The 23,799-nt window shown below is 73.0% G+C and carries 20 protein-coding genes; 10 read left to right on the forward strand and 10 right to left on the reverse strand.

From position 1 onward, the window contains the following. Nucleotides 1-62 precede the first annotated feature (62 nt). Nucleotides 63-890, forward strand: coding sequence for a maleylpyruvate isomerase family mycothiol-dependent enzyme (locus AB0C73_RS10180; protein ID WP_362526987.1), 828 nt, complete (start codon nucleotides 63-65; stop codon nucleotides 888-890). Nucleotides 891-904: 14 nt separating this feature from the next. On the opposite strand, the gene AB0C73_RS10185 is transcribed toward AB0C73_RS10180, so the two are convergent. The 5 genes from AB0C73_RS10185 to pdhA form a co-directional block, all read right to left on the reverse strand. After that, nucleotides 905-2,218, reverse strand: a complete 1,314-nt coding sequence (locus AB0C73_RS10185; protein ID WP_362526989.1) for an MFS transporter — start codon at nucleotides 2,216-2,218, stop codon at nucleotides 905-907. After that, nucleotides 2,215-2,889 (reverse strand): GntR family transcriptional regulator, encoded by a 675-nt coding sequence (locus tag AB0C73_RS10190; protein WP_362526991.1) that lies wholly within the window; start codon nucleotides 2,887-2,889, stop codon nucleotides 2,215-2,217. Before AB0C73_RS10190 ends, AB0C73_RS10185 begins: the two co-directional genes overlap by 4 nt. A 99-nt stretch (nucleotides 2,890-2,988) precedes the next feature. After that, nucleotides 2,989-4,407 (reverse strand): dihydrolipoamide acetyltransferase family protein, encoded by a 1,419-nt coding sequence (locus tag AB0C73_RS10195; RefSeq protein WP_362526993.1) that lies wholly within the window; start codon nucleotides 4,405-4,407, stop codon nucleotides 2,989-2,991. A gap of 10 nt (nucleotides 4,408-4,417) precedes the next feature. Beyond that, nucleotides 4,418-5,398: an alpha-ketoacid dehydrogenase subunit beta gene (locus tag AB0C73_RS10200; protein WP_362526996.1), complete on the reverse strand. Its 981-nt coding sequence runs from the start codon at nucleotides 5,396-5,398 to the stop codon at nucleotides 4,418-4,420. Nucleotides 5,399-5,400: 2 nt separating this feature from the next. Then, complete coding sequence (gene pdhA, locus AB0C73_RS10205) at nucleotides 5,401-6,576, reverse strand: pyruvate dehydrogenase (acetyl-transferring) E1 component subunit alpha (protein ID WP_362526998.1); 1,176 nt, start codon at nucleotides 6,574-6,576, stop codon at nucleotides 5,401-5,403. 340 nt (nucleotides 6,577-6,916) lie between these two features. Between pdhA and AB0C73_RS10210 the strand changes: the two genes are divergently transcribed. The 3 genes from AB0C73_RS10210 (at nucleotide 6,917) to AB0C73_RS10220 (ending at nucleotide 9,305) form a co-directional block, all read left to right on the forward strand. Continuing rightward, a complete protein-coding gene (locus AB0C73_RS10210) occupies nucleotides 6,917-7,576 on the forward strand; it encodes a response regulator transcription factor (RefSeq protein WP_362527001.1) in 660 nt (219 codons plus the stop codon). A gap of 163 nt (nucleotides 7,577-7,739) precedes the next feature. After that, complete coding sequence (locus tag AB0C73_RS10215; protein WP_362527004.1) at nucleotides 7,740-8,246, forward strand: pyridoxamine 5'-phosphate oxidase family protein; 507 nt, start codon at nucleotides 7,740-7,742, stop codon at nucleotides 8,244-8,246. A 15-nt stretch (nucleotides 8,247-8,261) separates the two neighbouring features. Continuing rightward, nucleotides 8,262-9,305, forward strand: a complete 1,044-nt coding sequence (locus AB0C73_RS10220) for a phosphotransferase (protein WP_362527007.1) — start codon at nucleotides 8,262-8,264, stop codon at nucleotides 9,303-9,305. 3 nt (nucleotides 9,306-9,308) lie between these two features. On the opposite strand, the gene AB0C73_RS10225 is transcribed toward AB0C73_RS10220, so the two are convergent. Further along, nucleotides 9,309-10,934, reverse strand: a complete 1,626-nt coding sequence (locus AB0C73_RS10225; RefSeq protein ID WP_362527010.1) for a protein kinase — start codon at nucleotides 10,932-10,934, stop codon at nucleotides 9,309-9,311. A gap of 275 nt (nucleotides 10,935-11,209) precedes the next feature. Between AB0C73_RS10225 and AB0C73_RS10230 the strand changes: the two genes are divergently transcribed. From AB0C73_RS10230 to AB0C73_RS10255, 6 genes are all read left to right on the forward strand, one after another. Then, the gene (locus AB0C73_RS10230; protein ID WP_362527012.1) at nucleotides 11,210-12,862 is read left to right on the forward strand and encodes a protein kinase; all 1,653 of its coding nucleotides are present in this window, start codon (nucleotides 11,210-11,212) and stop codon (nucleotides 12,860-12,862) included. Nucleotides 12,863-13,071: 209 nt separating this feature from the next. Continuing rightward, nucleotides 13,072-13,824 carry a hypothetical protein gene (locus tag AB0C73_RS10235; RefSeq protein WP_362527015.1) on the forward strand — a complete coding sequence of 251 codons (753 nt, stop codon included), beginning with the start codon at nucleotides 13,072-13,074 and terminating at the stop codon, nucleotides 13,822-13,824. 106 nt (nucleotides 13,825-13,930) lie between these two features. Further along, nucleotides 13,931-14,623, forward strand: coding sequence for a PadR family transcriptional regulator (locus AB0C73_RS10240; protein ID WP_362527017.1), 693 nt, complete (start codon nucleotides 13,931-13,933; stop codon nucleotides 14,621-14,623). Nucleotides 14,624-14,819: 196 nt separating this feature from the next. Further along, nucleotides 14,820-15,560 (forward strand): ABC transporter ATP-binding protein, encoded by a 741-nt coding sequence (locus tag AB0C73_RS10245; RefSeq protein WP_362527020.1) that lies wholly within the window; start codon nucleotides 14,820-14,822, stop codon nucleotides 15,558-15,560. After that, entirely contained in the window at nucleotides 15,557-18,427 is a 2,871-nt protein-coding gene (locus AB0C73_RS10250; RefSeq protein WP_362527023.1) for an ABC transporter permease, read from the forward strand. Before AB0C73_RS10245 ends, AB0C73_RS10250 begins: the two co-directional genes overlap by 4 nt. Before the next feature lie 125 nt (nucleotides 18,428-18,552). Beyond that, entirely contained in the window at nucleotides 18,553-19,101 is a 549-nt protein-coding gene (locus tag AB0C73_RS10255; protein ID WP_362527024.1) for a bacterial proteasome activator family protein, read from the forward strand. A gap of 115 nt (nucleotides 19,102-19,216) precedes the next feature. Here the strand turns inward: AB0C73_RS10255 and AB0C73_RS10260 are convergent, their stop codons facing one another. The 4 genes from AB0C73_RS10260 to AB0C73_RS10275 are packed head-to-tail and all read right to left on the reverse strand — an operon-like array spanning nucleotide 19,217 to nucleotide 23,683. Next, a complete protein-coding gene (locus AB0C73_RS10260; protein ID WP_362527027.1) occupies nucleotides 19,217-20,206 on the reverse strand; it encodes an NAD(P)H-quinone oxidoreductase in 990 nt (329 codons plus the stop codon). A 59-nt stretch (nucleotides 20,207-20,265) separates the two neighbouring features. Next, the gene (locus tag AB0C73_RS10265; RefSeq protein WP_362527029.1) at nucleotides 20,266-21,360 is read right to left on the reverse strand and encodes a potassium channel family protein; all 1,095 of its coding nucleotides are present in this window, start codon (nucleotides 21,358-21,360) and stop codon (nucleotides 20,266-20,268) included. Continuing rightward, the gene (locus tag AB0C73_RS10270) at nucleotides 21,348-22,754 is read right to left on the reverse strand and encodes a molybdopterin molybdotransferase MoeA (RefSeq protein WP_362527031.1); all 1,407 of its coding nucleotides are present in this window, start codon (nucleotides 22,752-22,754) and stop codon (nucleotides 21,348-21,350) included. The genes AB0C73_RS10265 and AB0C73_RS10270 overlap by 13 nt, the downstream gene beginning before the upstream one ends. Then, nucleotides 22,751-23,683 carry a DUF6457 domain-containing protein gene (locus AB0C73_RS10275; RefSeq protein WP_362527033.1) on the reverse strand — a complete coding sequence of 311 codons (933 nt, stop codon included), beginning with the start codon at nucleotides 23,681-23,683 and terminating at the stop codon, nucleotides 22,751-22,753. Before AB0C73_RS10275 ends, AB0C73_RS10270 begins: the two co-directional genes overlap by 4 nt. Nucleotides 23,684-23,799 lie beyond the last annotated feature (116 nt).

Genomic DNA, 23,799 nt, shown 5'->3' on the forward strand with positions numbered 1-23,799 from the left:
TTTTCAGCCCGCCAGCCGCCCACCGCTCCAGCCCGCGTACCGAAGAACCGCCGAGGGGTCCCGTGACCGTCCATCCCAGCCTCCAGAACTACGCCGACGCCTGGACCCACTCCATCGAAGCGATAGCCGAGCTGGTGCAGCCGCTCGTCGAGGGCGAGTGGAACCGCGCCACGCCGTGCCCGGGTTGGTCGGTCCGCGACATCGTGTCCCATGTCATCGGCATGGAGACGGAGATGCTCGGCGACCCGCGCCCGATCCACAGCCTGCCCCGCGACCTCTACCACGTACGCAGCGACTTCAGCCGCTACATGGAGATGCAGGTCGATGTGCGGCGGCACCACACCGCGCCGGAGATGACCTCGGAGCTGGAGTACATCCTGATCCGCCGGGCGCGGCAGCTGCGCAACGAGACCCGGCAGCCCGACGCCCTGATGCGGGCCCCGCTCGGCGCTCAGCAGACCCTGGAACTCGCCTACCGGATGCGCGCCTTCGACTGCTGGGTGCACGAGCAGGACCTGCGCTGGGCGCTCAACGCGCCGGGCAACCTGGACTCCCCCGGCGCGTACGTGACCCGGGACGTCCTCCTGGAGGCGCTGGCGAACGTGGTCGCCAAGGAGGCGGGCGCGCCCGCCGGTTCGGCGGTCGTCATCGACGTGACCGGCCCGCTGGAGTTCCTGCGTACGGTCCGCGTCGACGCCGAGGGCAACGGCTCGGTCGACGGCTCGCCCTCCCTCGGCCCGGCGGTCACGCTGACGACGGACTGGGAGACGTACGTACGCCTGGCCTGCGGCCGGGTCCGCGCGGCCGAGGTCGCCGGCCGGGTGAAGACGGAGGGCGACGAGGCGCTCGCGGAGGCGATCCTGGCGCACTTCGCGGTGACGCCGAACTAGCGGCGGACGGCGGGCTACACGGGGACGTGTACGGCCTCGACGCGGCTGGCGACGAGGCGTTCGCGCTCCCGGCGTGCGCTGGCGGACTTGAGGCGGAGGATCTGGACGACGCCGAGGGCCTCCAGGACGAAGACGGAGGAGAAGGCGATCCGGTAGGTGCCGCCGGTGGCGTCGAGGAGCGCGCCCACCGCGAAGAGGGTGGTCATGGAGGCGATGAACCCGCCCATGTTGACGATGCCGGAGGCGGTGCCCTGGCGCTCGGGCGGGTTGGCGGGGCGGGCGAAGTCGAAGCCGATCATCGAGGCCGGGCCGCAGGCGCCGAGGACAGTGCAGAGGGTGATCAGCAGCCACATGGGGGCGTGGTCGCCGGGGTACGCGAGGGTGGCGCCCCAGAGGAGGGCGGTGGCGGCGACGGTGCCGAGGGCGAGCGGCGCGCGGGCCGCGTGGTGGCGGGCGATGATCTGGCCGTAGGCGAGCCCGACCGCCATGTTGGACAGGACCACCAGGGTGAGCAGTTCGCCGGCGGTCCCCCGGTCGAGTCCCTGGTCCTCGACGAGGAACGGCAGGCCCCAGAGCAGCAGGAACACCATGGCCGGGAACTGGGTGGTGAAGTGCACCCACATGCCGAGCCGGGTGCCGGGCTCGCGCCAGGACTGGGCGATCTGGCGGCGTACGAACGCGGCGCCGGCGTGCGTGGCGGGCGCGGGCTCGTATCCCTCGGGGTGGTCCTTGAGGAAGACCAGCAGCAGGGCGAGGACGAGAACCCCGGCGAGGGAGCTGCCGACGAAGGTGGTGGTCCAGCCCAGGCCGTGCAGGGCGCGGGAGAGGAAGATCGTCGAGACCAGGTTGCCGGCCATGCCGAAGAGCGCGGCGATCTGGGCGACGAACGGCCCGCGGCGGGCCGGGAACCAGCGGCTGCCGAGCCGCAGCACGCTGATGAAGGTCATCGCGTCGCCGCAGCCGAGGAGGGCGCGGGAGCCGAGCGCCATGGGGTACGAGGGGGAGAGCGCGAAGCCCAGCTGGCCGAGGGTGAACAGCAGGACGCCGATGGTCAGCACCTTCTTGGTGCCGAGGCGGTCGACCATGAGGCCGACGGGTATCTGCATGCCCGCGTAGACGAGCAGCTGGAGTATGGAGAACGTGGACAGCGCGGAGGCGTTGACCTCGAACCGCTCCGCGGCGTCGAGTCCGGCGACGCCGAGGGAGGTCCGGAAGATGACGGCGACGAAGTAGACGGCGACGCCGACGCCCCAGACGAGGACGGCACGCCGGCCGCCGGGCGGGTCGCCGGGCAGGGTGACGGCGGACCCGTATCCGTTCCGGCTCATCGCGCCTCACCGCGGACCAGGACCTTGACCCAGCTGAGGTGCCGGCGCACACACTGTGCGGCGCCCTCGGCGTCGCCCGCCCGGATCCGTTCCAGGATCTCCTCGTGCTCGGCGATGTTCTTGGCGACCCGGTCGGGCTGCGACTGCATGACGGCGACGCCCATCCGCAGCTGCCGGTCGCGCATCTGGTCGTAGAGCCTGGCGAGGATCTGGTTGCCGGCGTGCTTCACGATCTCGGCGTGGAAGCACCGGTCGGTGACGGCGACCTGGGCGAGATCCCCCACCTCCGCCCGCCGCTTCTGCTCCTCGAGCAGCTCTTCGAGCCGCGCGACGAGCCCGGCCGGCGCGGGCACGGCCCGCCGCACGGCGAACTCCTCGACGAGCAGCCGTGTCTCGACCACATCCGCGATCTCCTGCGCGGAGACGGCGAGCACGAGCGCGCCCTTCTTGGGGTAGAGCTTGAGCAGCCCCTCCATCTCCAGCTTGAGCAGCGCCTCGCGCACGGGCGTCCGCGACACCCCCACGGCCTGCGCCAGCTCCCCCTCGGTGAGCAGCGTCCCCCCTTCGTACCGCCGGTCGAGCACGGCCTGCTTGACGTGCATGTAGACACGGTCGGCGGCGGGCGGCTGCTTGACGGCGGGCGCCGTCGGCGAGGGCGCGGGTGATGACATGCGCACAGCATAGATACAAGAGGGGTGCATCAAACAGGCCCGTCCGCGATGCGGACGGGCCTGCCTGCGTTCACGTTTCACGTGAAACGGCGTCGGGCGTCACGCCCAGGTGATGAGCCGCTTCGGCTCCTCCAGGATCGCCGCGACGTCCGCCAGGAACTTCGAACCCAGCTCGCCGTCGACCAGGCGGTGGTCGAAGGAGAGGGCCAGGGTGGTGACCTGGCGGGGCTTCACCTTGCCCTTGTGGACCCAGGGCTGGAACTTGATCGCACCGACCGCGAGGATCGCGGACTCGCCCGGGTTGATGATCGGCGTACCGGTGTCGACGCCGAAGACGCCGACGTTGGTGATGGTGAAGGTGCCGCCCTGCATCGCCGCCGGGGTGGTCTTGCCCTCGCGGGCGGTGGAGACGAGGTCGCTCAGGGAGCGCGACAGGTCCGGCAGGGTCTGGGCGTGCGCGTCCTTGATGTTCGGCACGATCAGACCGCGCGGGGTGGCCGCCGCGATACCCAGGTTCACATAGTGCTTGAGCACGATCTCCTGGGCGGCCTCGTCCCAGGCCGCGTTGATGTCCGGGTTGCGCTTGACCGCGACCAGGACCGCCTTGGCGATGAGGAGGAGCGGGTTGACCCGCAGGCCCGCCATGTCCTTGTCGGACTTGAGCTCCTCGACCAGCTTCATCGTGCGCGTGATGTCGAAGGTGATGAACTCGGTGACATGCGGTGCGGTGAAGGCCGAGCCGACCATCGCCGCCGCCGTGGCCTTCCGTACGCCCTTGATGGGGATACGGGTCTCCCGGGCGTCCGTCGCGATGGCGGGCGCCGGAGCCGCGGCGACCGGGGCCGGGGCGGCCTCGACGACCGGCGCGGGCGCGGGCACGGCCGCCGGAGCAGCGGCCGGGGCCGCCGCGCGGTGCACGTCCTCGCGGGTGATGACGCCGTCCGGGCCGGTCGGGGTGACCGACGCCAGGTCGACGCCCAGGTCCTTGGCGAGCTTGCGCACCGGCGGCTTGGCGAGCGGGCGGCCGGCGACGGCGGGGCCGTGGCCGTTCAGCTGCTCGGGAACCACGGGGGCAACGGGGGCCACGGGGGCAACGGGAGCGACCGGAGCGGCCGCGGGAGCCGCCACCGTCGTCTTGCGCGCCCGGCGCTTGGTGGACGACGCGGCCACGCCGTAACCGACGAGGACCGGCTGCCGGCCCTCCGGCTCCGCCTCCTCGGCGGCCGGCTCGGCGACCGGCTCCACGGCAGGGGCGACAGGTGCCGCCGGGGCCTCGCCACCGACGTTCACCGTGATGATGACCTCGCCGACGGCGACCGTCGTGCCCTCGGGGAAGCGCAGTTCCTGCACCGTGCCGTCGAACGGGATCGGGAGTTCGACGGCGGCCTTCGCCGTCTCGACCTCGATCACGACCTGGCCGTCGGTGACGGTGTCACCGGGCTGGACGTACCACTTGAGGATCTCGGCCTCGGTGAGGCCCTCGCCCACGTCGGGCATCTTGAATTCGCGGATCGTCATCGTGCTCTCCTCAGTACGCCAGCGAGCGGTCGACGGCGTCGAGCACGCGGTCCAGGCCCGGCAGGTACTCCTCCTCCAGGCGCGCCGGCGGGTACGGCGCGTGGTAGCCGCCGACCCGCAGGACGGGGGCCTCCAGGTGGTAGAAGCAGCGTTCGGTGATCCGGGCGGCGATCTCCGCGCCGGAGCCGAAGAACACCGGCGCCTCGTGGACGACGACCAGGCGGCCGGTCTTCTCGACCGAGGCCTGGATGGTGTCGAAGTCCAGCGGGGAGACCGAGCGCAGGTCGACGACCTCCAGCGACTTGCCCTCCTCGGCGGCGGCCGCGGCCGCCTCCAGGCAGGTCTTCACCATCGGGCCGTACGCGAGGAGGGTGAGGTCCGTGCCCTCGCGGGCGACCCGGGCCTTGTGCAGCTCGCCGGGGATGGCCTCGGTGTCGACGTCGCCCTTGTCCCAGTAGCGGCGCTTGGGCTCGAAGAAGATGACCGGGTCGTCGCTCTGGATGGCCTGCTGGAGCATCCAGTAGGCGTCGGAGGAGTTCGCCGGGGTGACCACCTTGAGGCCCGCGACGTGCGCGAAGAGCGACTCGGGGGACTCGGAGTGGTGCTCGACGGCGCCGATGCCGCCGCCGTACGGGATGCGGATGACGACCGGCATCTTGACCTTGCCGAGCGACCGGGCGTGCATCTTCGCGAGCTGCGTGACGATCTGGTCGTACGCGGGGAAGACGAAGCCGTCGAACTGGATCTCCACGACCGGCCGGTAGCCGCGCAGCGCCAGGCCGATCGCGGTGCCGACGATGCCGGACTCGGCGAGCGGGGTGTCGATGACCCGGTCCTCGCCGAAGTCCTTCTGCAGGCCGTCGGTGATCCGGAAGACACCGCCGAGCTTGCCGACGTCCAGGCCCATGACGACGACCTTGGGGTCGGTCTCCAGGGCCTTGCGCAGCGACTCGTTGAGCGCCTTGGCCAGGGGAAGCTTCTGAACAGCCATGATTACTCGGCCTCTCCGCCCTCGAAGGACGCCTGGTAGGCGGCGTACTGCGCGCGCTCCTCGTCGACGAGCGCGTGCCCGTCCGCGTACACGTTGTCGAACATCGCCATGTGGTCCGGGTTCGGCATGGCGCGGACGACCTCGCGGACGTGCTTGCCGAGCGCCTCGCTCTCCGCCTCCAGCTCCTCGAAGAAGGCGGCGTCGGCCTGGCCGGTCTTCTCCAGGTACGCCTTGAGGCGCAGGATCGGGTCCTTGGCCTCCCACGCCTCGCGCTCCGCGTCGCGGCGGTAGCGGGTCGGGTCGTCGGAGGTGGTGTGGGCGGCCATGCGGTAGGTGAACGCCTCGATGAGCGTCGGGCCCTCGCCGCGGCGGGCGCGCTCGAGCGCCGACCGGGTCACGGCCAGGCAGGCGAGGACGTCGTTGCCGTCGACGCGGATGCCGGGAAAGCCGAAGCCGCGGGCGCGCTGGTAGAGCGGGACGCGGGTCTGCTTCTCGGTGGGCTCGGAGATCGCCCACTGGTTGTTCTGGCAGAACCACACGACCGGGGCGTTGTAGACCGCGGAGAAGACGAACGACTCGTTGACGTCGCCCTGGCTGGAGGCGCCGTCGCCGAAGTACGCGATCACGGCGGAGTCCGCGCCGTCCTTGGTGATGCCCATGGCGTAGCCGGTGGCGTGCAGCGTCTGCGAGCCGAGGACGATCGTGTACAGGTGGAAGTTGTTGCTGTTGGGGTCCCAGCCGCCGTTGTTCACACCGCGGAACATGCCGAGGAGGTTGGTGGGGTCGACCCCGCGGCACCAGGCGACACCGTGCTCGCGATAGGTCGGGAAGACGTAGTCGTCGTCCCGCAGGGCGCGGCCGGAGCCGATCTGGGCGGCCTCCTGGCCGAGCAGCGAGGCCCACAGGCCCAGCTCGCCCTGCCGCTGCAGGGCGGTGGCCTCGGCATCGAAGCGGCGGGTGAGGACCATGTCGCGGTAGAGGCCGCGCAGCTCCTCGGCACTCAGGTCGATGTCGTACTCGGGGTGCTCGATGCGCTCGCCCTCGGGCGTCAGCAGCTGAACGAGCTCGGGCTCCGTCTGCTGCGGGGCCTGCGCCTTCTTCGCGGTTGAACTGGTGGTGCGCTTGGCGCCGCTGCTGCGTCGCGTCGTCTTGCGCGCGGCAGTGCTCTCCACGGTCACGTGCGTGCTCCTCCGTCGGTCCGGCCCCCGGGTTCGCCGGTCAGGGCCAGTGCGGCTCCGCCTTATCCGTACCCTTCGCACGGGGTGGGTGCGACGCGGCCGGGGTCGGGCGTGACAGGTGTCCCGGCGAGCGCCGTCACAGGCACGTTACCCACAGCGCAACAATTCTGCGAAACCCCACTTGACCTGCGATTTTGCTTGGATTTCCAAGTAAATCGAGAAAAGCGGGACTCGTCCCAGGTCAGCGCATGGACAAGCGCCCGACGCCCTCGTCGGAACACCGGGCACGTTATCCCGGGCACCCCGGGCACGGGAAGAGCCAATATGTGACACTGGCCGCGTGCCTGTAGAAGGAAAAATCCGGGTTTTTCTGCTGGACGATCATGAAGTCGTCCGGCGCGGCGTCCACGAGCTGCTCTCCGTGGAGGACGACATCGAGGTGGTCGGCGAGGCCGGCACCGCGGCTGACGCCCTGGTCAGGATCCCCGCGACCCGGCCCGACGTGGCCGTGCTCGACGTCCGGCTGCCCGACGGCAGCGGGGTCGAGGTGTGCCGCGAGGTCCGTTCGCAGAACGATTCGATCAAGTGCCTGATGCTCACCTCGTACGCGGACGACGAGGCGCTCTTCGACGCGATCATGGCCGGGGCCTCCGGCTATGTCCTCAAGGCCATCCGGGGCAACGAGCTGCTCAACGCGGTGCGCGACGTCGCCGCGGGCAAGTCGCTGCTCGACCCGGTGGCCACCGCCCGCGTCCTGGAGCGACTGCGCGACGGCAACACCAAGAAGGGCGACGACCGGCTCGCCCATCTCACCGAGCAGGAGCGCAAGATCCTCGATCTGATCGGCGAGGGCCTGACCAACCGGGCCATCGGCGAGCGCCTCCACCTCGCGGAGAAGACGATCAAGAACTACGTCTCCAGCCTGCTGTCGAAGCTGGGCATGGAGCGCCGCTCCCAGGCCGCCGCGTATGTGGCGCGGCTGCAGGCGGAGCGCCACTGAGGCGGTGCCTGTGAGGCCCTGACGAGGCCGGTGAGGGCGCGGCCCGGCGACTCACCCGAACGGGTGGGACCGGGCCGGGCGGCCCTCATTCGGGACCAATGTCCCCGTGAACCGGGGGCCGCCGCCCCTTCCCGACACGGTGCCGGTGGCGGACCGTGGAAGCATGTCCACCGACGAGATCCGCGCCATCGAGCTGTTGAACCGTGTGTCGTACGGACGGCTCGCGACGAGTATGCGGGCGCTGCCGTTCGTCGCCCCGGTCCGCCATGTCGTGGTGAACGGCCGCGTGGTGATCCGGATGCACCGGGGCCTCGGCTACCACCAGGCCTGCAGCGGCAGCGTCGTCGCGTACGGCGCGGACAATCTCAACTCGGGCGCCGAGCGTCTGTGGTCGGTGCAGTTCATCGGCACCGCGGAGATCACCGAGCCGACCCCCGGGGAGCTGGCGGCCCTCGGGACGGAGCCCCGGACCGTGGACGGAGAGCCCTTCGAGCCGGTGTACATGCGCATCGAGCCGCAGTTCGTGACCGTGCACCACCTCGACTACTCGGCGGAGAGGACCGGACCTCAGGCCGGGTCCGAGGCTGCGCCCGACGCGTCGGAGCCGGTCCCCGCGTCCGCGGAAGCACCCGCTCCGCCTTCCGGGCGACCACTCCACCACGTAGCGTGATCTAACATCTGCGGGGTGCCGCGCTCATCTGTTCCCCCGGCCCCGCCGCTCCCCGCTCCGCCCGTACGCGCCCTGCTGCGCCGCTACCCCGACGCCGGCGAGCCGGTCTCCTGCCAGCCCGTCGCCCAGGGCCTGCTCAACCGCGGCTACCGGCTCGCCACCACCCGCGGCGCCTACTTCCTGAAACAGCACGTGGACGCCAGGACCGCCGACCGGGACACCATCGTGCGCCAGCACCGGGCCACCCAGCGGCTGCACGCCCTCGGCCTGCCCGTCGCCCCTCCGCTGCCCGACGCGGGCGGCCGCACCGTCGCCGTCATCGGCGGCCGCTGCTACGCCCTGCACCCCTGGATCGACGGCCGGCACCGCGACGGCGGCCAGCTGTCCGCCGGTGGCTGCCGGCGCCTCGGCGGCCTCCTCGGCCGCGTCCACACCGGCCTCGACCGGGTCATGGGGCCCCCGGCGCCCGACCGCGGCCACGGCCACGGCCACGAGAGCGCCCGCCCCGAGGACACGTTCCGGCTCATCGACGAGCTGCTGCGCCTGGTCCGCGCCCGCCGCCCGCGCGACGGCTTCGACGAGCTCGCCGAGCACCGGCTGCGCGAACGCCGGGTCCTGCTCGCCGCGCACGCCCACCGCCGCCCGCCGGCCGCCGCCGCGACCGGCTGGGTGCACGGCGACTTCCACCCCTTCAACCTGCTCTACCGGGGCGCCGAACCGGCCGCGATCGTCGACTGGGACCGGCTCGGGGTGCGCCCCCGCGCCGAGGAGGCGGTCCGGGCCGCCGCGATCTTCTTCGTACGGCCGACGGGCGAGCTGGCCCTGGACAAGGTACGGGCGTACGCGCGGGCCTACCGGCGTGCGGCGGGCGCGGACGGCGCGGAGCTCGCCGCGGCGGTGGAGCGGGTGTGGTGGGAGCGGCTGAACGACTTCTGGACCCTGCGCTGGCGCTACCAGCTGCACGACCGCAGGGCCGACCCGCTGTTCCCCGCGGTGTCGGCCCTGGCGGTGTGGTGGACCCGTGAGTACGAGGCGGTGCGCGACGCGTTCACGGGCTGAGGATCAGTTGGCGGCCGTGCCGGTGGGGCCGCCGGCGGAGCTGTCCGTCGGCGGGGTCGTCGGCGGCGGGGTCGTCGGGGTCGTCGGCGAGGTCGTCGGGTCCGTGCCGCCGCCGGTCGCGCCCCCGTCGGTCGTCCCCGTGCCGCCGTCCGTCGAACCCGTCGGATCGCTCGTCGGCTCCTCCGTCGGCGTGGGCGCCGTCGTCGGCCGCTGCGTCGGGCGCTCGGTCGGCTGCGTCCAGGAACCGTCGCCACCGCCCGACGACGAGTCGTCAGGCGTCGGGCTCTCCTCGCTCGGTTCGTCGGACGGCGTCGGCGACTCGTCCTTGGTGGAGGGGGAGTTGCTGATCGCCGGCGGCTTCGTGTTGCCGCCGTCGCCCTTGTCGCCCGCCTTGTCGATCGCGTACGCGACACCCGCGACGATCGCGATCAGCGCGAGCGCCACGAACAGCAGCGCCTTGACGCGGCCGTTCCTGTGCCCGTTGCCGCCCGGCGCGCCGTAGCCGCCGTCCTGGCCGTAACCGCCGTGCCCGCCGTCGTACCCCGCGGGACCGTAACCGGCGGCGCCGTCCTCCGGGTTGCGCGGCGGAAGGATCGGGCCCTGCGCGGTGTCGTGGTGCATCGGGTGGCCGAGGACGGAGGTCGTGGCCATGCCGCCGACCGGCGTGTGCCGGCCGTCGTGGGTCTCGACCGGGCCGGTGTTCCACATCCCGGTGTGGCCGCCCTGCTCCTGGAGCATCTGCAGCCCGTACTGGATCAGGCCGCGCATCTCCTCGGCGCTCTGGAACCGGTCGTCCGGGTCCTTGGCGAGGGAGCGCATGACCAGGCCGTCGAGCTCCGGCGGCGCCGCCGGAGCGACCTCGGACGGCGGGACCGGGGCGTCCTGGACGTGCTGGTAGACCACCGAGAGCGGGGTCTCACCGGTGAACGGGGGCCGCAGTGCGAGCAGTTCGTAGAGCAGACAGCCCGTCGCGTACAGGTCGGAGCGGTGGTCGACGGCCTTGCCGAGCGCCTGTTCGGGGGAGAGGTACTGCGGCGTGCCCATGACCATGCCGGTCTGCGTCATGGTCGACTGCGCGCCGTGCAGGGCGCGCGCGATGCCGAAGTCCATGACCTTGACCGCACCGGTATGGGTGATGATCACGTTGGCCGGCTTGATGTCCCGGTGCACGATGCCGTGCTGGTGGGAGTAGGCCAGCGCCTCCAGGACACCGGAGACGATGATGAGCGCCTGCTCGGGACCGGGCGCCTCGGCGCTGATCAGCAGGTCGCGGATGGTGCGGCCCTCGACCAGCTCCATCACGATGTACGGCACGGACTGGCTGCCGACGACGTCCTCGCCGGAGTCGTACACGGCCACGATCGCATGGTGGTTGAGGCCGGCGACCGACTGCGCCTCGCGGGTGAAGCGGGCCTTGGAGACCGGGTCCTCGGCGAGGTCGGGGCGCAACAGCTTGACGGCGACGGTGCGTCCGAGGCGCACGTCCTCCGCGGCGAACACCTCGGCCATGCCGCCGCGGCCCAGACGGTGGGTCAGCCGGTAGCGGCCGTCGCCGACGACACCGCCGACGCCCCAGGAATCGGCGGACGCGTCCGGCACACCGCCGCCAGCTTCGGATTCGGGTGCCATCAGTCCTCGCCGTCGTCTGTCGTGCCGTGTCCAGTCGTCACGCTACAGGCTCCGTACGACATCACGGTCCGCGATGGATCGGCCATCCAACTCCGCGCACGTACACCTGTGCAAATCCAAGGCGTTCCTGTCACGCTTCCGGGAGGTTTGCTCTGCGGAGGGTCACGGAACGGGCATGGAACCGGGGTGCGGCTTGACGTGTCACTGCCCTCGGGCAGACTTGGCCAGGAAATTCCGGATCAGCGCCGCCACGCGCGCGTAGGGGGAAGCACGAGATGAGCCAGGACGGCGCACAGGGCCGCTATGCGGGCGGTTCGGTCGCGGGCGGCCGGTACCAGCTGCGCGACCTTCTCGGCGAGGGCGGCATGGCGTCCGTCTACCTTGCGTACGACAGCGCGCTCGACCGCCAGGTCGCCATCAAGACGCTGCACACCGAGCTCGGCCGCGAACAGTCCTTCCGCGAACGCTTCCGCCGCGAGGCGCAGGCCGTCGCCAAGCTGTCGCACACCAACATCGTCTCGGTCTTCGACACCGGCGAGGACAGCCTCGACGGCGCCGTCATGCCGTACATCGTCATGGAGTACGTGGAGGGCCAGCCGCTCGGCTCGGTGCTCGCCGCGGATGTGCAGCAGTACGGAGCGATGCCGGCCGACAAGGCGCTGAAGGTCACCGCGGACGTGCTCGCCGCGCTGGAGACCAGCCACGAAATGGGCCTGGTCCACCGGGACATCAAGCCGGGCAACGTGATGATGACCAAGCGCGGCGTGGTCAAGGTCATGGACTTCGGCATCGCCCGCGCCATGCAGTCCGGCGTCACCTCGATGACCCAGACCGGCATGGTCGTCGGCACCCCGCAGTACCTCTCCCCCGAGCAGGCCCTGGGCCGCGGCGTCGACGCCCGCTCCGACCTGTACTCGGTCGGCATCATGCTCTTCCAGCTCCTCACGGGCCGGCTGCCGTTCGACGCGGACTCGCCGCTGGCCATCGCGTACGCGCACGTGCAGGAGGAGCCGGTCGCGCCGTCCTCGGTGAACCGTTCGGTCACGCCGGCGATGGACGCGCTGGTGGCCCGCGCGCTGAAGAAGAACCCGAACGAGCGCTTCCCGAGCGCCGCCGCGATGCGCGACGAGTGCCTGCGGGTGCTCGCCGCCGGGCAGACCGGCGCGCCGGTGATCGTCGCGGGCGGCCCGGTCCAGAGCGGTTCGGGCGTCGGCTCGGCGGTCTTCCCGCCGGTCGGCCAGACCCCGCCGCCGTCCGCGCACGGGGTGCAGACCCCGTACCAGCCGCCGATGCCGCACACCCCGCAGCCCGGCCCGTACGGCGTCCCGACGCCGGCCCCGGCCCCCGCACCGGCGTACGGCTACCCGCAGCACGTGCCGACCCCCGCCCCGGCGCCCGTCTACCAGACCCCGGCACCGGCCCCGATGCCCGCGCCCGGTCCGTACACGGTGCAGTCGCACGTCGGCGGCACCGGCTCCGGCGGCGGCCCGAACCGCAACAAGATCGCGATGGGTGCGCTCGCCCTGGTCGTCGTCGCGGGAGCCATCACCGGAATCTCGCTGATGAACCGGGACGACGAGCCCCCCGCCGGCGGCGGCGCCGACCCGAGCCAGACCACGAGCAGCGCCCCCGGCCACAAGGGCCCGGACTACACCAAGACCATCGACACCAAGAAGTGCACCGAGCCGACCGAGTCGAGCAGCGACCCGAGCAAGTTCGAAGTGCCGGACTTCACGTACAAGAACATCCAGTCGGTGAAGGCGTGCATCCAGGCCGCCGGCTGGAAGGTCAAGGCGGAGTCCTCGGTCGACGAGGCCACCTACGGCCAGGGCACGGTCATCACGCAGTACCCGCGCCAGGGCACGGACATCAGCAAGGACGACGCCGAGTTCACCCTCGAGGTCTCCACCGGCAACCCGCCGCAGTAGCGGTACCCGCCCCCGGCCGTCCGACCTGGGGTCTCGTGACCGCGAGGCCCGACCGTGAGGCCCGACCGTGAGGCCGACCGTGAGGCCCCGACCGTGAGGCCGACCGTGAGGCCCCGACCGGCCCTGTCCGGGATGCCCCCTTTGTCCCGACATGTGACGCTGAGTTGAACCACTCGACTCGGCGGCTCGGTACGGGAGGGGGTCACCCGGTGACTCCAGGATCACGCCCTCGTGCACGGGCGCTCGCACCCGTCCTCGCCTGCTGGCTGGCGGCGGGCGCGGCGGCACCCGCGTACGGGGCCGGGGCCATGCTCGCCCCCTCGCCCACGGCGACGGCCACAGGCCCCTCGCCCGGCACGACCGCGCCGGCCCCTTCGGCGAGCGGCTCCGCCCGGCCCTCCTCGACCACCTCCCCCGCTCCCGCGCCTCCGGCACCTCCCGCGCCGAGCGGTTCCGCCGGGCCGTCCTCCGGTACGGCCGGCCCGCATTCCCCCACGACCGCCGGGGCGCCCGGCTCCGACCCCGAGGACCCCGACGTCGAACCGCCCGGCTCCGACCCCGACTCCGCGGGCCCTTCCGAGCCGCCCACGCCCAGCGGCTCCCCCTCCCTCGCGGGACGGCCGGCCGGGGAGGGCAGGGAGCGGCCCGGGCGGCCCGCCGCCCCCGCCTCGCCCCCGCAGACGGCGCCCGAGGAGGACCCGGACGACCCCGCTCGTACCAAAACGGCAACAGAGGAGGAGCCGGAGACGAGCGCCGACGACCCGGCCGGCGTCCTCCCCGAGACGGACGCGCCGTCCGCGCCGGTCCCGCCCGCCGAGCCGCCGGCGGCCGGTGCGGGGATCGGCGCCGAGACCGCCGCGAGCCTCTCCGACCGGCGGATTCCCGTGCTGACCCTGGGCGTCGGGCTCGCCCTGGTCGGTCTCGGCATCGGCTTCCTCGGGGTCAGGATGCGGCGCCGCTGAGCCCCGGCCGACGCCCCTGAAGACCCCGGGTCCCCCTTGAGTCGGACCTTCCGGATCCGCCTCACGGCCCTTGTCCCGGCCGACTTACCCGGTATACATACTCGGTATGTCGATCCGCCACGGGCTTCTCGCCCTCCTCGAACGCGGTCCGCGCTACGGCTCGCAGCTCCGCACCGAGTTCGAGTCCCGCACCGGTTCCACCTGGCCGCTCAACGTGGGCCAGGTCTACACGACCCTCAACCGTCTCGAACGGGACGGGATGGTCGTCCAGGACGGTGAGGACGAGGCCGGCCACGCGCTCTACGCGATCACCGACCACGGGCGCGGCGAGCTGCGCAGCTGGTTCGAGAACCCCGTCGACCGGACCAGTCCGGCCCGTGACGAACTGGCCATCAAGCTCGCCATGGCCGTGGGGGCGTCCGGGGTCGACATCCGCGACGTCATCCAGTCGCAGCGCCACCACACGGTGAAGGCCATGCAGGACTACACCCGGCTCAAGGCACAGGCGATCACCGCCGTGGAGCGCGCCGGGGCCGCCGGGGCCGCCGGGGCCAAGGAGCGCGACGACGTCGCCTGGCTGCTCGTCCTGGAGCAGCTGATCTTCCAGACCGAGGCCGAGGCCCGCTGGCTCGACCACTGCGAGGCGCGCCTGATCCGCCTCTCGGCGGCTGCGGCCACGGGTGACGCGGCCGGAGCTCCGGGTCCGGGTCCGGGTCCGGCAGGGGGAACGGCCGGCACCGCCGCCGGGCCGGAGGCCGCGTCCCGTACCGCCCGCTCCGGCTCCGTACGGCGCCGCTGACCCGGCCCGTACCCCCCGCGTACACCCAGCACGACATCGACCACGTCCGACCGAACCGGTCCGACCGACCGACCGATCGAGACCCAGACCCAGACCCAGACCCAGACCCAGACCAAGGCCCAGACCCGTACGTCCGGTGCCGTCAGCGGCCGCTCCGCGGACGGCAGTTCGCCGGCGTACGCCCGAGGGGGATTCCATGACCACCGCCCAGCAGCAGCCCGTGCTGCGTCTGCAGAACCTGACCCGAGTGCACGGCTCGGGCGCCACCGAGGTGCACGCCCTGCGCGGCATCGACCTCGACGTCTACCCCGGCGAACTCGTCGCCGTGATGGGCCCGTCCGGCTCGGGGAAGTCGACGCTGCTCACCATCGCCGGCGGCCTCGACAGCCCGACCTCCGGCCAGGTCGTCGTCGAGGGCACCGACATCACCGCCGTGGGCCGCAAGGAGCTCGCCGCCCTGCGCCGCCGCAGCATCGGCTACGTCTTCCAGGACTACAACCTCATCCCGGCCCTCACCGCCGCCGAGAACGTGGCCCTGCCCCGCGAGCTGGACGGGATGTCCGCCCGCAAGGCGCGCACCGAGGCCCTCGCCGCGCTCGCCGAGATGGACCTCGGCCACCTCGCCGACCGTTTCCCCGACGAGATGTCCGGCGGCCAGCAGCAGCGGGTGGCCATCGCCCGTGCCCTGGTCGGCGACCGGCGTCTGGTGCTCGCCGACGAACCCACCGGCGCCCTCGACTCCGAGACCGGCGAGTCCGTGCTCGCCCTGCTCCGCTCCCGCTGCGACGCGGGAGCGGCCGGCATCCTGGTCACCCACGAGCCGCGGTTCGCCGCCTGGGCCGACCGCGTGGTGTTCCTGCGGGACGGCTCCGTCGTCGACCAGACCGTACGCAGCGAGGCCGACTCGCTCCTGAGCGGCCGGGCGGGGCAGCAGTGACGACCTGGTTCCACTCCTGGCGGGCCGCGGTCCGCATCGCCCGCCGTGACGCCTGGCGCTCCAAGGGCCGCAGCTTCCTCGTCCTCGCCATGATCGCCCTGCCGATCCTCGGCGTGAGTGCCTTCCAGCTGACCATGCGCAGCTCCGAACTCACCGCGGAGCAGGGGCTCGAACGCTCCATAGGCGCGGCCGACGCGGAGCTGATCGACTCCCAGATGGGCGGGGTGCCGCTGATCCAGGACCCCAAGGGCGAGCAGAGCACCCCGGTCGAGGACTTCAGCAAGAACAACAAGCCCTGGCCCAGCGGTCCGACCGATGTCGCCAAGGTCGTTCCGGCCGGTTCGACGGTCCTCACCGACACCCACGGCGGCGCCAAGCTGACCACCGCGCACGGTCTGCTGCAGACCCAGGTCCGCGAGCTGAAGGCGGCCGACCCGATCGCGCGCGGCATCATGACGCTCACCGAGGGCCAGTTCCCGGAGAAGAACGACGAACTCGCCGCGAGCACCGCGTTTCTGAAGAGCAGCGGGCTCGGCGTCGGCTCCACCCTCACCGCCCGCGGCTTCGACCGCGAGTACCGGATCACCGGCGCCTACGAGCTGCCCAGCGACCTCAACACCGAGGAGGTCAACGCGCTGCCGGGGGCCTTCCTCGCGCCGTACGGGGCCGCCGTCGAGAAGGCCGGTATCCCGAAGCCCGATCTCTCCACCACGTATCTGGTGAAGAGGTCCGGTGGTTTCACGTGGAACATGGTCCAGGAGATCAACAAGAAGGGCGTCCTGGTCGTCTCGCGCGCGGTCGTCCTCGACCCGCCCGCCGACTCCGAGGTCCCGCTCTACCAGCGGGAGGGCATGCAGCCCTACGAGGCCAGCGCCGCGGGCAACGCCGCCGCCCTGGCCGCCATCGGCACCGTGGTCGGCCTCGCGATGCTGGAGATCTGCCTGCTCGCCGGCCCCGCCTTCGCCGTCGGTGCCCGCCGCTCCCGCCGCCAGCTCGGTCTGGTCGGCGCCAACGGCGGCAACCGCAGCCACATCCGGGCCATCGTGCTGAGCGGCGGCCTGGTCATCGGTGTCGCCGCGGCCGTCGTCGGCACGGTCCTCGCGCTGCTCCTCACCTTCGCGCTCCGGCCGTTCCTTGAGGAGTACATGGGGCAGCGGTTCGGCGGCTTCACCATCAAGCCGCTGGAGCTGCTCGGCATCGCCGCGCTCGCCGTCCTGACCGGTCTGCTCTCCGCGATCGTCCCGGCGGTCACCGCGTCGCGGCAGACCGTCCTCGCCTCCCTCACCGGCCGCCGCGGCGTCCGCCGCTCCAGCCGTGTGCTGCCGGTCCTCGGCCTGATCGCCGTCGCCCTCGGCGTCGCGATCGCGCTGTACGGCTCGCTCGTCACCGACCAGTACCTCATCGTCGCGGGCGGTTCGGCCATCGCCGAGCTCGGCGTGGTGGCCCTGACCCCGGCCCTGGTGGGCCTGTTCGGGCGCGGCGGACGCTGGCTGCCGCTGTCGCCGCGGCTCGCACTGCGCGACGCGGTGCGCAACCGGGGCCGTACGGCTCCCGCCGTCGCCGCCGTCCTGGCGGCCGTCGCGGGCACCGTCGCCGTCTCCACGTACGCCGCGAGCCGCGATGCCCAGGGGCTCAACGAGTACCAGCCGAGGCTGCCGTTCGGAGCCGTCGCCGCGATCGTCACCGAGGAGGGCGGGCGCGACGCACCGGCCGTCCGCGAGGCCGTGCAGCGCTTCTTCCCCGTCGACAGCCGCGTCGACGTGTCCCGGATCGCCGTCGGCAAGCCGGGCTGCGACAGCTGGGGCGGCGGCAGCGGCTGCGGCCGCTTCGAGATCGTCGTCCCCAAGGCCAACGAGTGCCCCATGTGGGTGCTGACGGGGGACGGTTCCGACCCCTCGGAACGCTTCACCCCCCAGCAGCGGGCCACGATGCTGAAGGAGGACTGGCGCTGCAAGGGGATGCGGGGCGAGGGCGTCTACGTCGAGGGCGGCATGCTCATCGCCGACGCCCCGATCCTGAAGGTCCTCGGCATCACCGACCCGGGCGCCGCCAAGGCCCTCGCCGAGGGCAAGCTGGTCAGCTTCAGCGCTCCGCAGGTCGACAAGCGGAACAACACCGTCGGCATCCGGCTGATCACCGACATGGAGGCCTACGACAAGGCCTCCCAGGAGAACAAGCCGCTCCCCGGCGCGATCAGGACCCTGCCCGCCTACCAGGTGCCCGGCGAGCCCCTCTCGTACGGCGTGCAGAGCATCCTCACCCCCGCCGCCGCCCAGGCCGCCGGACTGACGACCGTCCCCATGGGCGCGTACTTCACCACCGACCGGCTGCCGAGCACCGAGCAGCGGCAGAAGCTCGACGGTGAGATCGCCAAGCTGGGCACCGAGGTCGACCTCACCCTGGAGGAGGGGTACGTCAGCAAGAACAGCCTGGTGCTGCTCGCGCTGACCGTCTTCGCCGGCCTGGTCACCATCGGCGCGGCCGGCATCGCCACCGGTCTCGCCCAGGCCGACGCCGAGGCCGATCTGAAGACCCTGTCCGCGGTCGGCGCCCCGCCCCGGGTGCGCCGCACGCTCAGCGGCTTCCAGTGCGGAGTCGTCGCGGCGATGGGTGTGGTCCTCGGCTCCGCCGCGGGTGTGCTGCCGGCCATCGGGCTCCGGCTCACCGAGGAACGGGAGGCGCTGCGCTTCTACGAGCAGAGCCTGGCCGAGGGCTGGGGCGGCTCCGACGCGCCGCCGGTCATGCCGATCGTCGTCCCCTGGGAGACGCTCGCCGCGCTCCTGGTGGCCGTACCGCTCGGCGCCGCGCTGCTCGCCGCCCTGGTGACGCGCTCCCGCGGGGCGCTGGCCCGCCGCGCCGCGCACTGACGTTCGTCGCCGGGTCGGTGCCGTTCGTTGCCGTTCGTTGCCGGGTCGTGCCCCCGGAGGAGGGTGGATCACCCTCCTCCGGGGGCACACCGTGTGATGAAGCGTGTGTGCGAGAGAATGGCGGCATGGAGATGCCGAGGAATGACAGGTCGCAGGAGAGCCCCCAGGTCCTCATCGTGGGCCAGGACGGGATGGCGCTCGGCGGCACTCAGGGTGACGACGAATCCCGCGAGGTCCCGGTGACGGAAATGGTCGAGCAGCCTGCGAAGGTCATGCGCATCGGCAGCATGATCAAGCAGCTTCTGGAGGAGGTCAGGGCGGCACCTCTCGACGAGGCCAGCCGCGTTCGGCTCAAGGAGATCCACGCCAGCTCGGTGAAGGAGCTGGAGGACGGGCTCGCTCCGGAGCTCGTGGAGGAACTGGAGCGGCTCTCCCTGCCGTTCACGGACGAGGCCATTCCCTCGGACTCGGAACTGCGCATCGCACAGGCCCAGTTGGTGGGCTGGCTCGAAGGCCTCTTCCACGGCATCCAGACGGCGCTGTTCGCCCAGCAGATGGCGGCCCGCGCCCAGTTGGAGCAGATGCGCCGCGCGCTGCCGCCCGGCGCTCCGCACGACGATGACGACGACCACGGCCCGCAGCGCGGGCGCGCGGTCGGCGGGCCGTACCTGTAAGCCCGTAGGGGGCGTTCCGCACGCGTACGACCTGGGCCCGGTACGGGCGGTGGAAGCCGCTCGTACCGGGCCTCGTCCGTGCCCCGTTCGCGTGTGTGTCAGGCCGTCGGCGTGCCTAGTGGGCCTTCGGCGCCAGGAGAACCACCTTGCCGACGTGGCCGCTCGCCTCGACGACCCGGTGGGCCTCGGCGGCGTCCGTGAGGGGCAGGGTGCGGTCCACGACCGGGGTCACGGTGCCCGCGGCGATCAGCGGCCACACATGCTCGCGGACGGCGGCGACCACGGCCGCCTTCTCCGCCGGCGGGCGGGTGCGCAGGGTGGTCGCGAGGACCGCGGCGCGCTTGGCCATCAGGGCGGCCAGGTTGAGCTCGCCCTTGACGCCGCCCTGGAGGCCGATGACGACCAGACGCCCGCTGACCGCGAGGGCCTTGATGTTCCGGTCCAGGTACTTGGCGCCGACGATGTCCAGGATGACGTCCGCACCGGCGCCGTCGGTCGCCTTGTGCAGTTCCTCGACGAAGTCCTGCTCGCGGTAGTCGATGAGGATGTCCGCGCCCAGCTCGGCGCAGCGGGCCAGCTTCTCGGGCCCGCCGGCGGTGACCGCGACGCGTGCGCCGACCGCCTTGGCCAGCTGGATCGCCAGGGTGCCGATGCCGCTCGCCCCGCCGTGCACGAGGAGCGTCTCGCCGGGCCGCAGATGGGCCAGCATGAAGACGTTCGACCAGACCGTGCAGGCCACTTCGGGCAGCGCGGCGGCCGTCACCAGGTCGACGCCCTCCGGCCGGGGCAGCAACTGGCCCACCGGGACGGCCACTTTCTCGGCGTAGCCGCCGCCGACGAGCAGCGCGCACACCTCGTCGCCGACCGACCACCCGGAGACGCCGGGGCCGAGCGCGGCGATCCGGCCCGCGCATTCGAGGCCGGGGTACGGGGAGCTGCCGGGCGGGGGGTCGTAGAGGCCCTGGCGCTGGAGCAGATCGGCACGGTTGACGGCGCTCGCCACCACCTCGACGAGCACTTCGCCCTCGGCGGGGACGGGGTCGGGCACCTCGGCCCACACCAGCGCCTCGGGCCCGCCGGGTTCCGGAATCGTGATCGCATGCATGCCGGCGAGGCTACTCCGGGACCGGGGTGTGGGGCCCTGGGGCCTCGGGGCGTGCGGGGTCAGTCCTCGGCGGGTGTGGTGAGCGGGGTGACGGGCGCGGCCCGCACGATGGTGATCACCCGGTCGGTGAGCTGGAGCGGGCTGGCGGCGGGGTCGTCGTAACCGAGCAGCCGGTGGCCGCGCAGCACGCTCACCACCAGGTCGTCGGTCTCCCGGACGCTGCGGCCCGCCTCGGCCTTGGTCACCGGGCGCTCGACGAGGTCGAGTCCGGAGCCCTGCTGGATGAGGTCCTCCATCACCGTGCCCGCGCTGGGGCTGAGCACCGACAGACCGAGCAGCCGGCCGGCCGCGCTGGCGCTGGTGATGACGGCGTCGGCGCCGGACTGGCGCAGCAGCGGCGCGTTCTCCTCCTCGCGGACCGCGGCGACGATCTTCGCGCCGCGGTTGAGCTGGCGAGCCGTCAGGGTGACCAGCACGGCGGTGTCGTCGCGCTGGGTGGCGATGACGATCTGACGGGCCTTCTGCACCTCGGCGCGGAGCAGGACATCGCTGCGGGTGCCGTCGCCGACCACTCCGACGAAGCCGTCGGCGTTGGCCGCCTCGATCACCTTCGAGGACGGGTCGACGATGACGATCTGTTCCTTGCGCAGCCCGGTCGCGCACAGCGTCTGGATCGCCGAGCGCCCCTTGGTGCCGAAGCCGACGATGACGGTGTGGTCGCGCACGGTGGCCCTCCAGCGGTTCAGCCGGAACTCCTCCCGGGTCCGCTCGGTGAGGACCTCGAGGGTGGTGCCGACCAGGATGATCAGAAACAGCACGCGCAGCGGCGTGACCAGCAGGATGTTCGCGAGCCGCGCCGAGTCGCTGTACGGGACGATGTCGCCGTAGCCCGTGGTGGAGAGGGTGACGGTCGCGTAGTAGGCGCAGTCGAGGAAGTCGAGCGTGCCGTCGGCGTTGTCGTGGTAGCCCGACCGGTCGACGTAGACGATGAGGATGGTGACGACCAGGACGCCGAGGGCCATGAGGAGGCGCTTGCCGACCTGCCGGAGCGGTTTCTCGACCACCCGGCGGGGCAGCCGGACCCGGGGGCCCGCCACCCGCTCGTCGTCCTGCCGCGCCATCACGTCCCGGCTGGGAAGTTTCACGTGAAACATGCCCCTTCGTCCGCCGTCCCGTCACCCGGCGCCCCGAGGGGTCCGGCAGGTCCGGTGGACCAGGGCAGGTCGAGCACGTCAAGGGTCTGTCCGGCAGCGGAGCCACCGGGCGGGACCACGGCCATCCCGTCGGCGGCGGCGATCCCCCGCAGCATCGCGGGCCCGTGGTAGCGCAGCGGCACGGCTTCCGCGCCGCGCCGGACGACGGGGACCAGCCGGGTGTCGTACGGGTGCCCCTGGATCCCCTCACGTACCTCCCCGCGGTACGGGGACGGGGCGGGCCGCCCGGAGCGCGCGCGCAGTAGGGGTGCCGCGAGCGTCAGCAGCCCGGACACGGCGGCCAGCGGGTTGCCGGGCAGGCCCACCAGGTGGCGGGCGCCCGGGAGCGCGGCGAGCAGCATGGGGTGGCCGGGACGGACCTTCACGCCGTCGACGAGCAGGGTGGCGCCGACCTTGGCGAGCACGGGATGCACATGGTCGACGGGTCCGGCGGCGGTGCCGCCGGTGGTGATCACGACCTCGGCGGCGGAGCCGGTGACGGCCGCGTACAGCGCCTCGGCGTCGTCGCCGATCCGGCGGGTGGCCAGGACCTCGGCGCCGAGCGCGCTCAGCCAGGGGCCGAGCATCGGGCCGAGGGCGTCCCTGATCAGGCCCTCGTGGGGGAGCCCGGAGGTCAGCAGTTCATCGCCGAGGACCAGCACCTCCACCCGGGGGCGTGGGTGGACGGTCAGTTCGTCGTAGCCGGCCGCGGCGGCGAGGCCGAGGACGGCGGGGCTCACGGTGCTTCCGGCGGGCAGCAGCCGGTCGCCGGTGCGGCACTCCTGGCCGCGCGGGCGCACGTCCTGGCCCGGCACGACCGGGCGGAGGGCGTGCAGCCGGCCGTCGGTGTCGGTGCGGGCGTGCTCGCTGCGGACGACGCCGGTCGCGCCGGCTGGCACCCGGGCGCCGGTGGCGATCCGTACCGCGTCGCCGTCGGCGAGTTCGGCGGCTCCGGCGTGCCCGGCGAGCACGCCGCCCTCGGGGTCGATCCGCCAGGGGCCGGGGCCCGCGACGGCCCAGCCGTCCATGGCGGAGCTGTCGAAGGAGGGGAGGTCGGTGAGCGCGTGCAACGGTTCGGCCAGGACCCGGCCGAGCGCCCGGTCGAGCGGCACGGGGGCGGGCCGCAGGGCCGCACTCGCCCGCGCCGCCTCCGCTCCGGCCCGCGCGGCGACCGCTCTGGCCTCGGGCCAGGGGGTGGCGTGGTGCCGCTCGGCGCGCCCGGTGTGCTCGGCGTGCCGGGCGTGCTCGGCCTGGGGCACGGGGGGCGCGGGCGGCGCCGGGTCGGTTCTCCGGCGGCCGACGAGGGCGAGGGCGTCGTCCACGCCGTCGTCGGGCACGCGCTCCTTCATGGTCATCCGGCCTCGTCCTGCTCGGCCGCCCAGCGCTGGGCGAGCGCGGCGGCCTTGGCCGCGGCCTCGGCGACGGCCTCCCGGCCGCCGCCCGCCCCGGCGGCGCTCGCCGCCGCGTACCCGACCAGGAAGGTGGTCAGCGGCGCGGCGGGCCGGGCGACGCCGTGCGCGGCATCGCGGGCCAGGTCCAGCAGCACGCCTGTGTCGACGTCCAGGTCGATGCCCAGTTCGTCCTTGACTGCGGTGATCCATTCATCCAGCACGGTCCCATGCTCCCTGATGTGTGCCCGGGCCGCCGCAACGGCCTCCCAGGTGTCGCAGTCGAAGGTGGTCAGACCCTCGGCGGCGACCCGAACGGTGCGCAGCTCGCCGGTGATCCGGCGCAGCGGAAGCCCGGCCGGGCCGCCGTGCCCGGCCGCGGCCCGCGCCAGCGCGCGGCGCAGCGCCCCGGCCCGGTACACCGCCACCAGCGGCTGTTCCCGCCCTTCGGCGTCGACGGTGACGGCCCCCTCGGCCTCGGGCGCCGCGTCGAGGGCGGCCACGAGCCGGCCGGCGCTCGCGGCGTCGAAGAACGGCAGATCGGCGGAGAGCACCAGGACGAGGGGCGCGGTGGCGGGAGCGGCGGTACGCGCGGGGGCGGCGGGCTCGCCGGACTCGGCGGACTCGGCGGACTCGGCGGACTCGGCGAGGCGGCGCAGGCCGGCGTCGAGGGCGGCGACGGGGCCGCCGCCGGGCGGTTCCTCCCGGGTCCACTCGACGGGGCGGGCGGTGGCGCGGGGCTCGGCCACCACCACGGTGCGGCGGGCGTCGCGGCAGCCGGCGAGGACCCGGTCGAGCAGCGGGCGGCCGCCGACCCGTACCGCGGGCTTGTCGGCACCGCCGAGGCGCCGGGCGGCACCGCCGGCGAGCACGAGTGCGTCGTACGCGGACGTCATACGGGCAGTATGGTCCGCGCCCGGGCCGGAACGGTGACCGGCCCGGCCCACGGAACGCGTCCGGGACCCGGCGTGGGGTTGGGTCCCGGACGAAGCCGCCGGGCACCGTCCGGGGC

It is taken from the genome of Streptomyces sp. NPDC048623 (assembly GCF_040650755.1).
GTDB lineage: Bacteria > Actinomycetota > Actinomycetes > Streptomycetales > Streptomycetaceae > Streptomyces.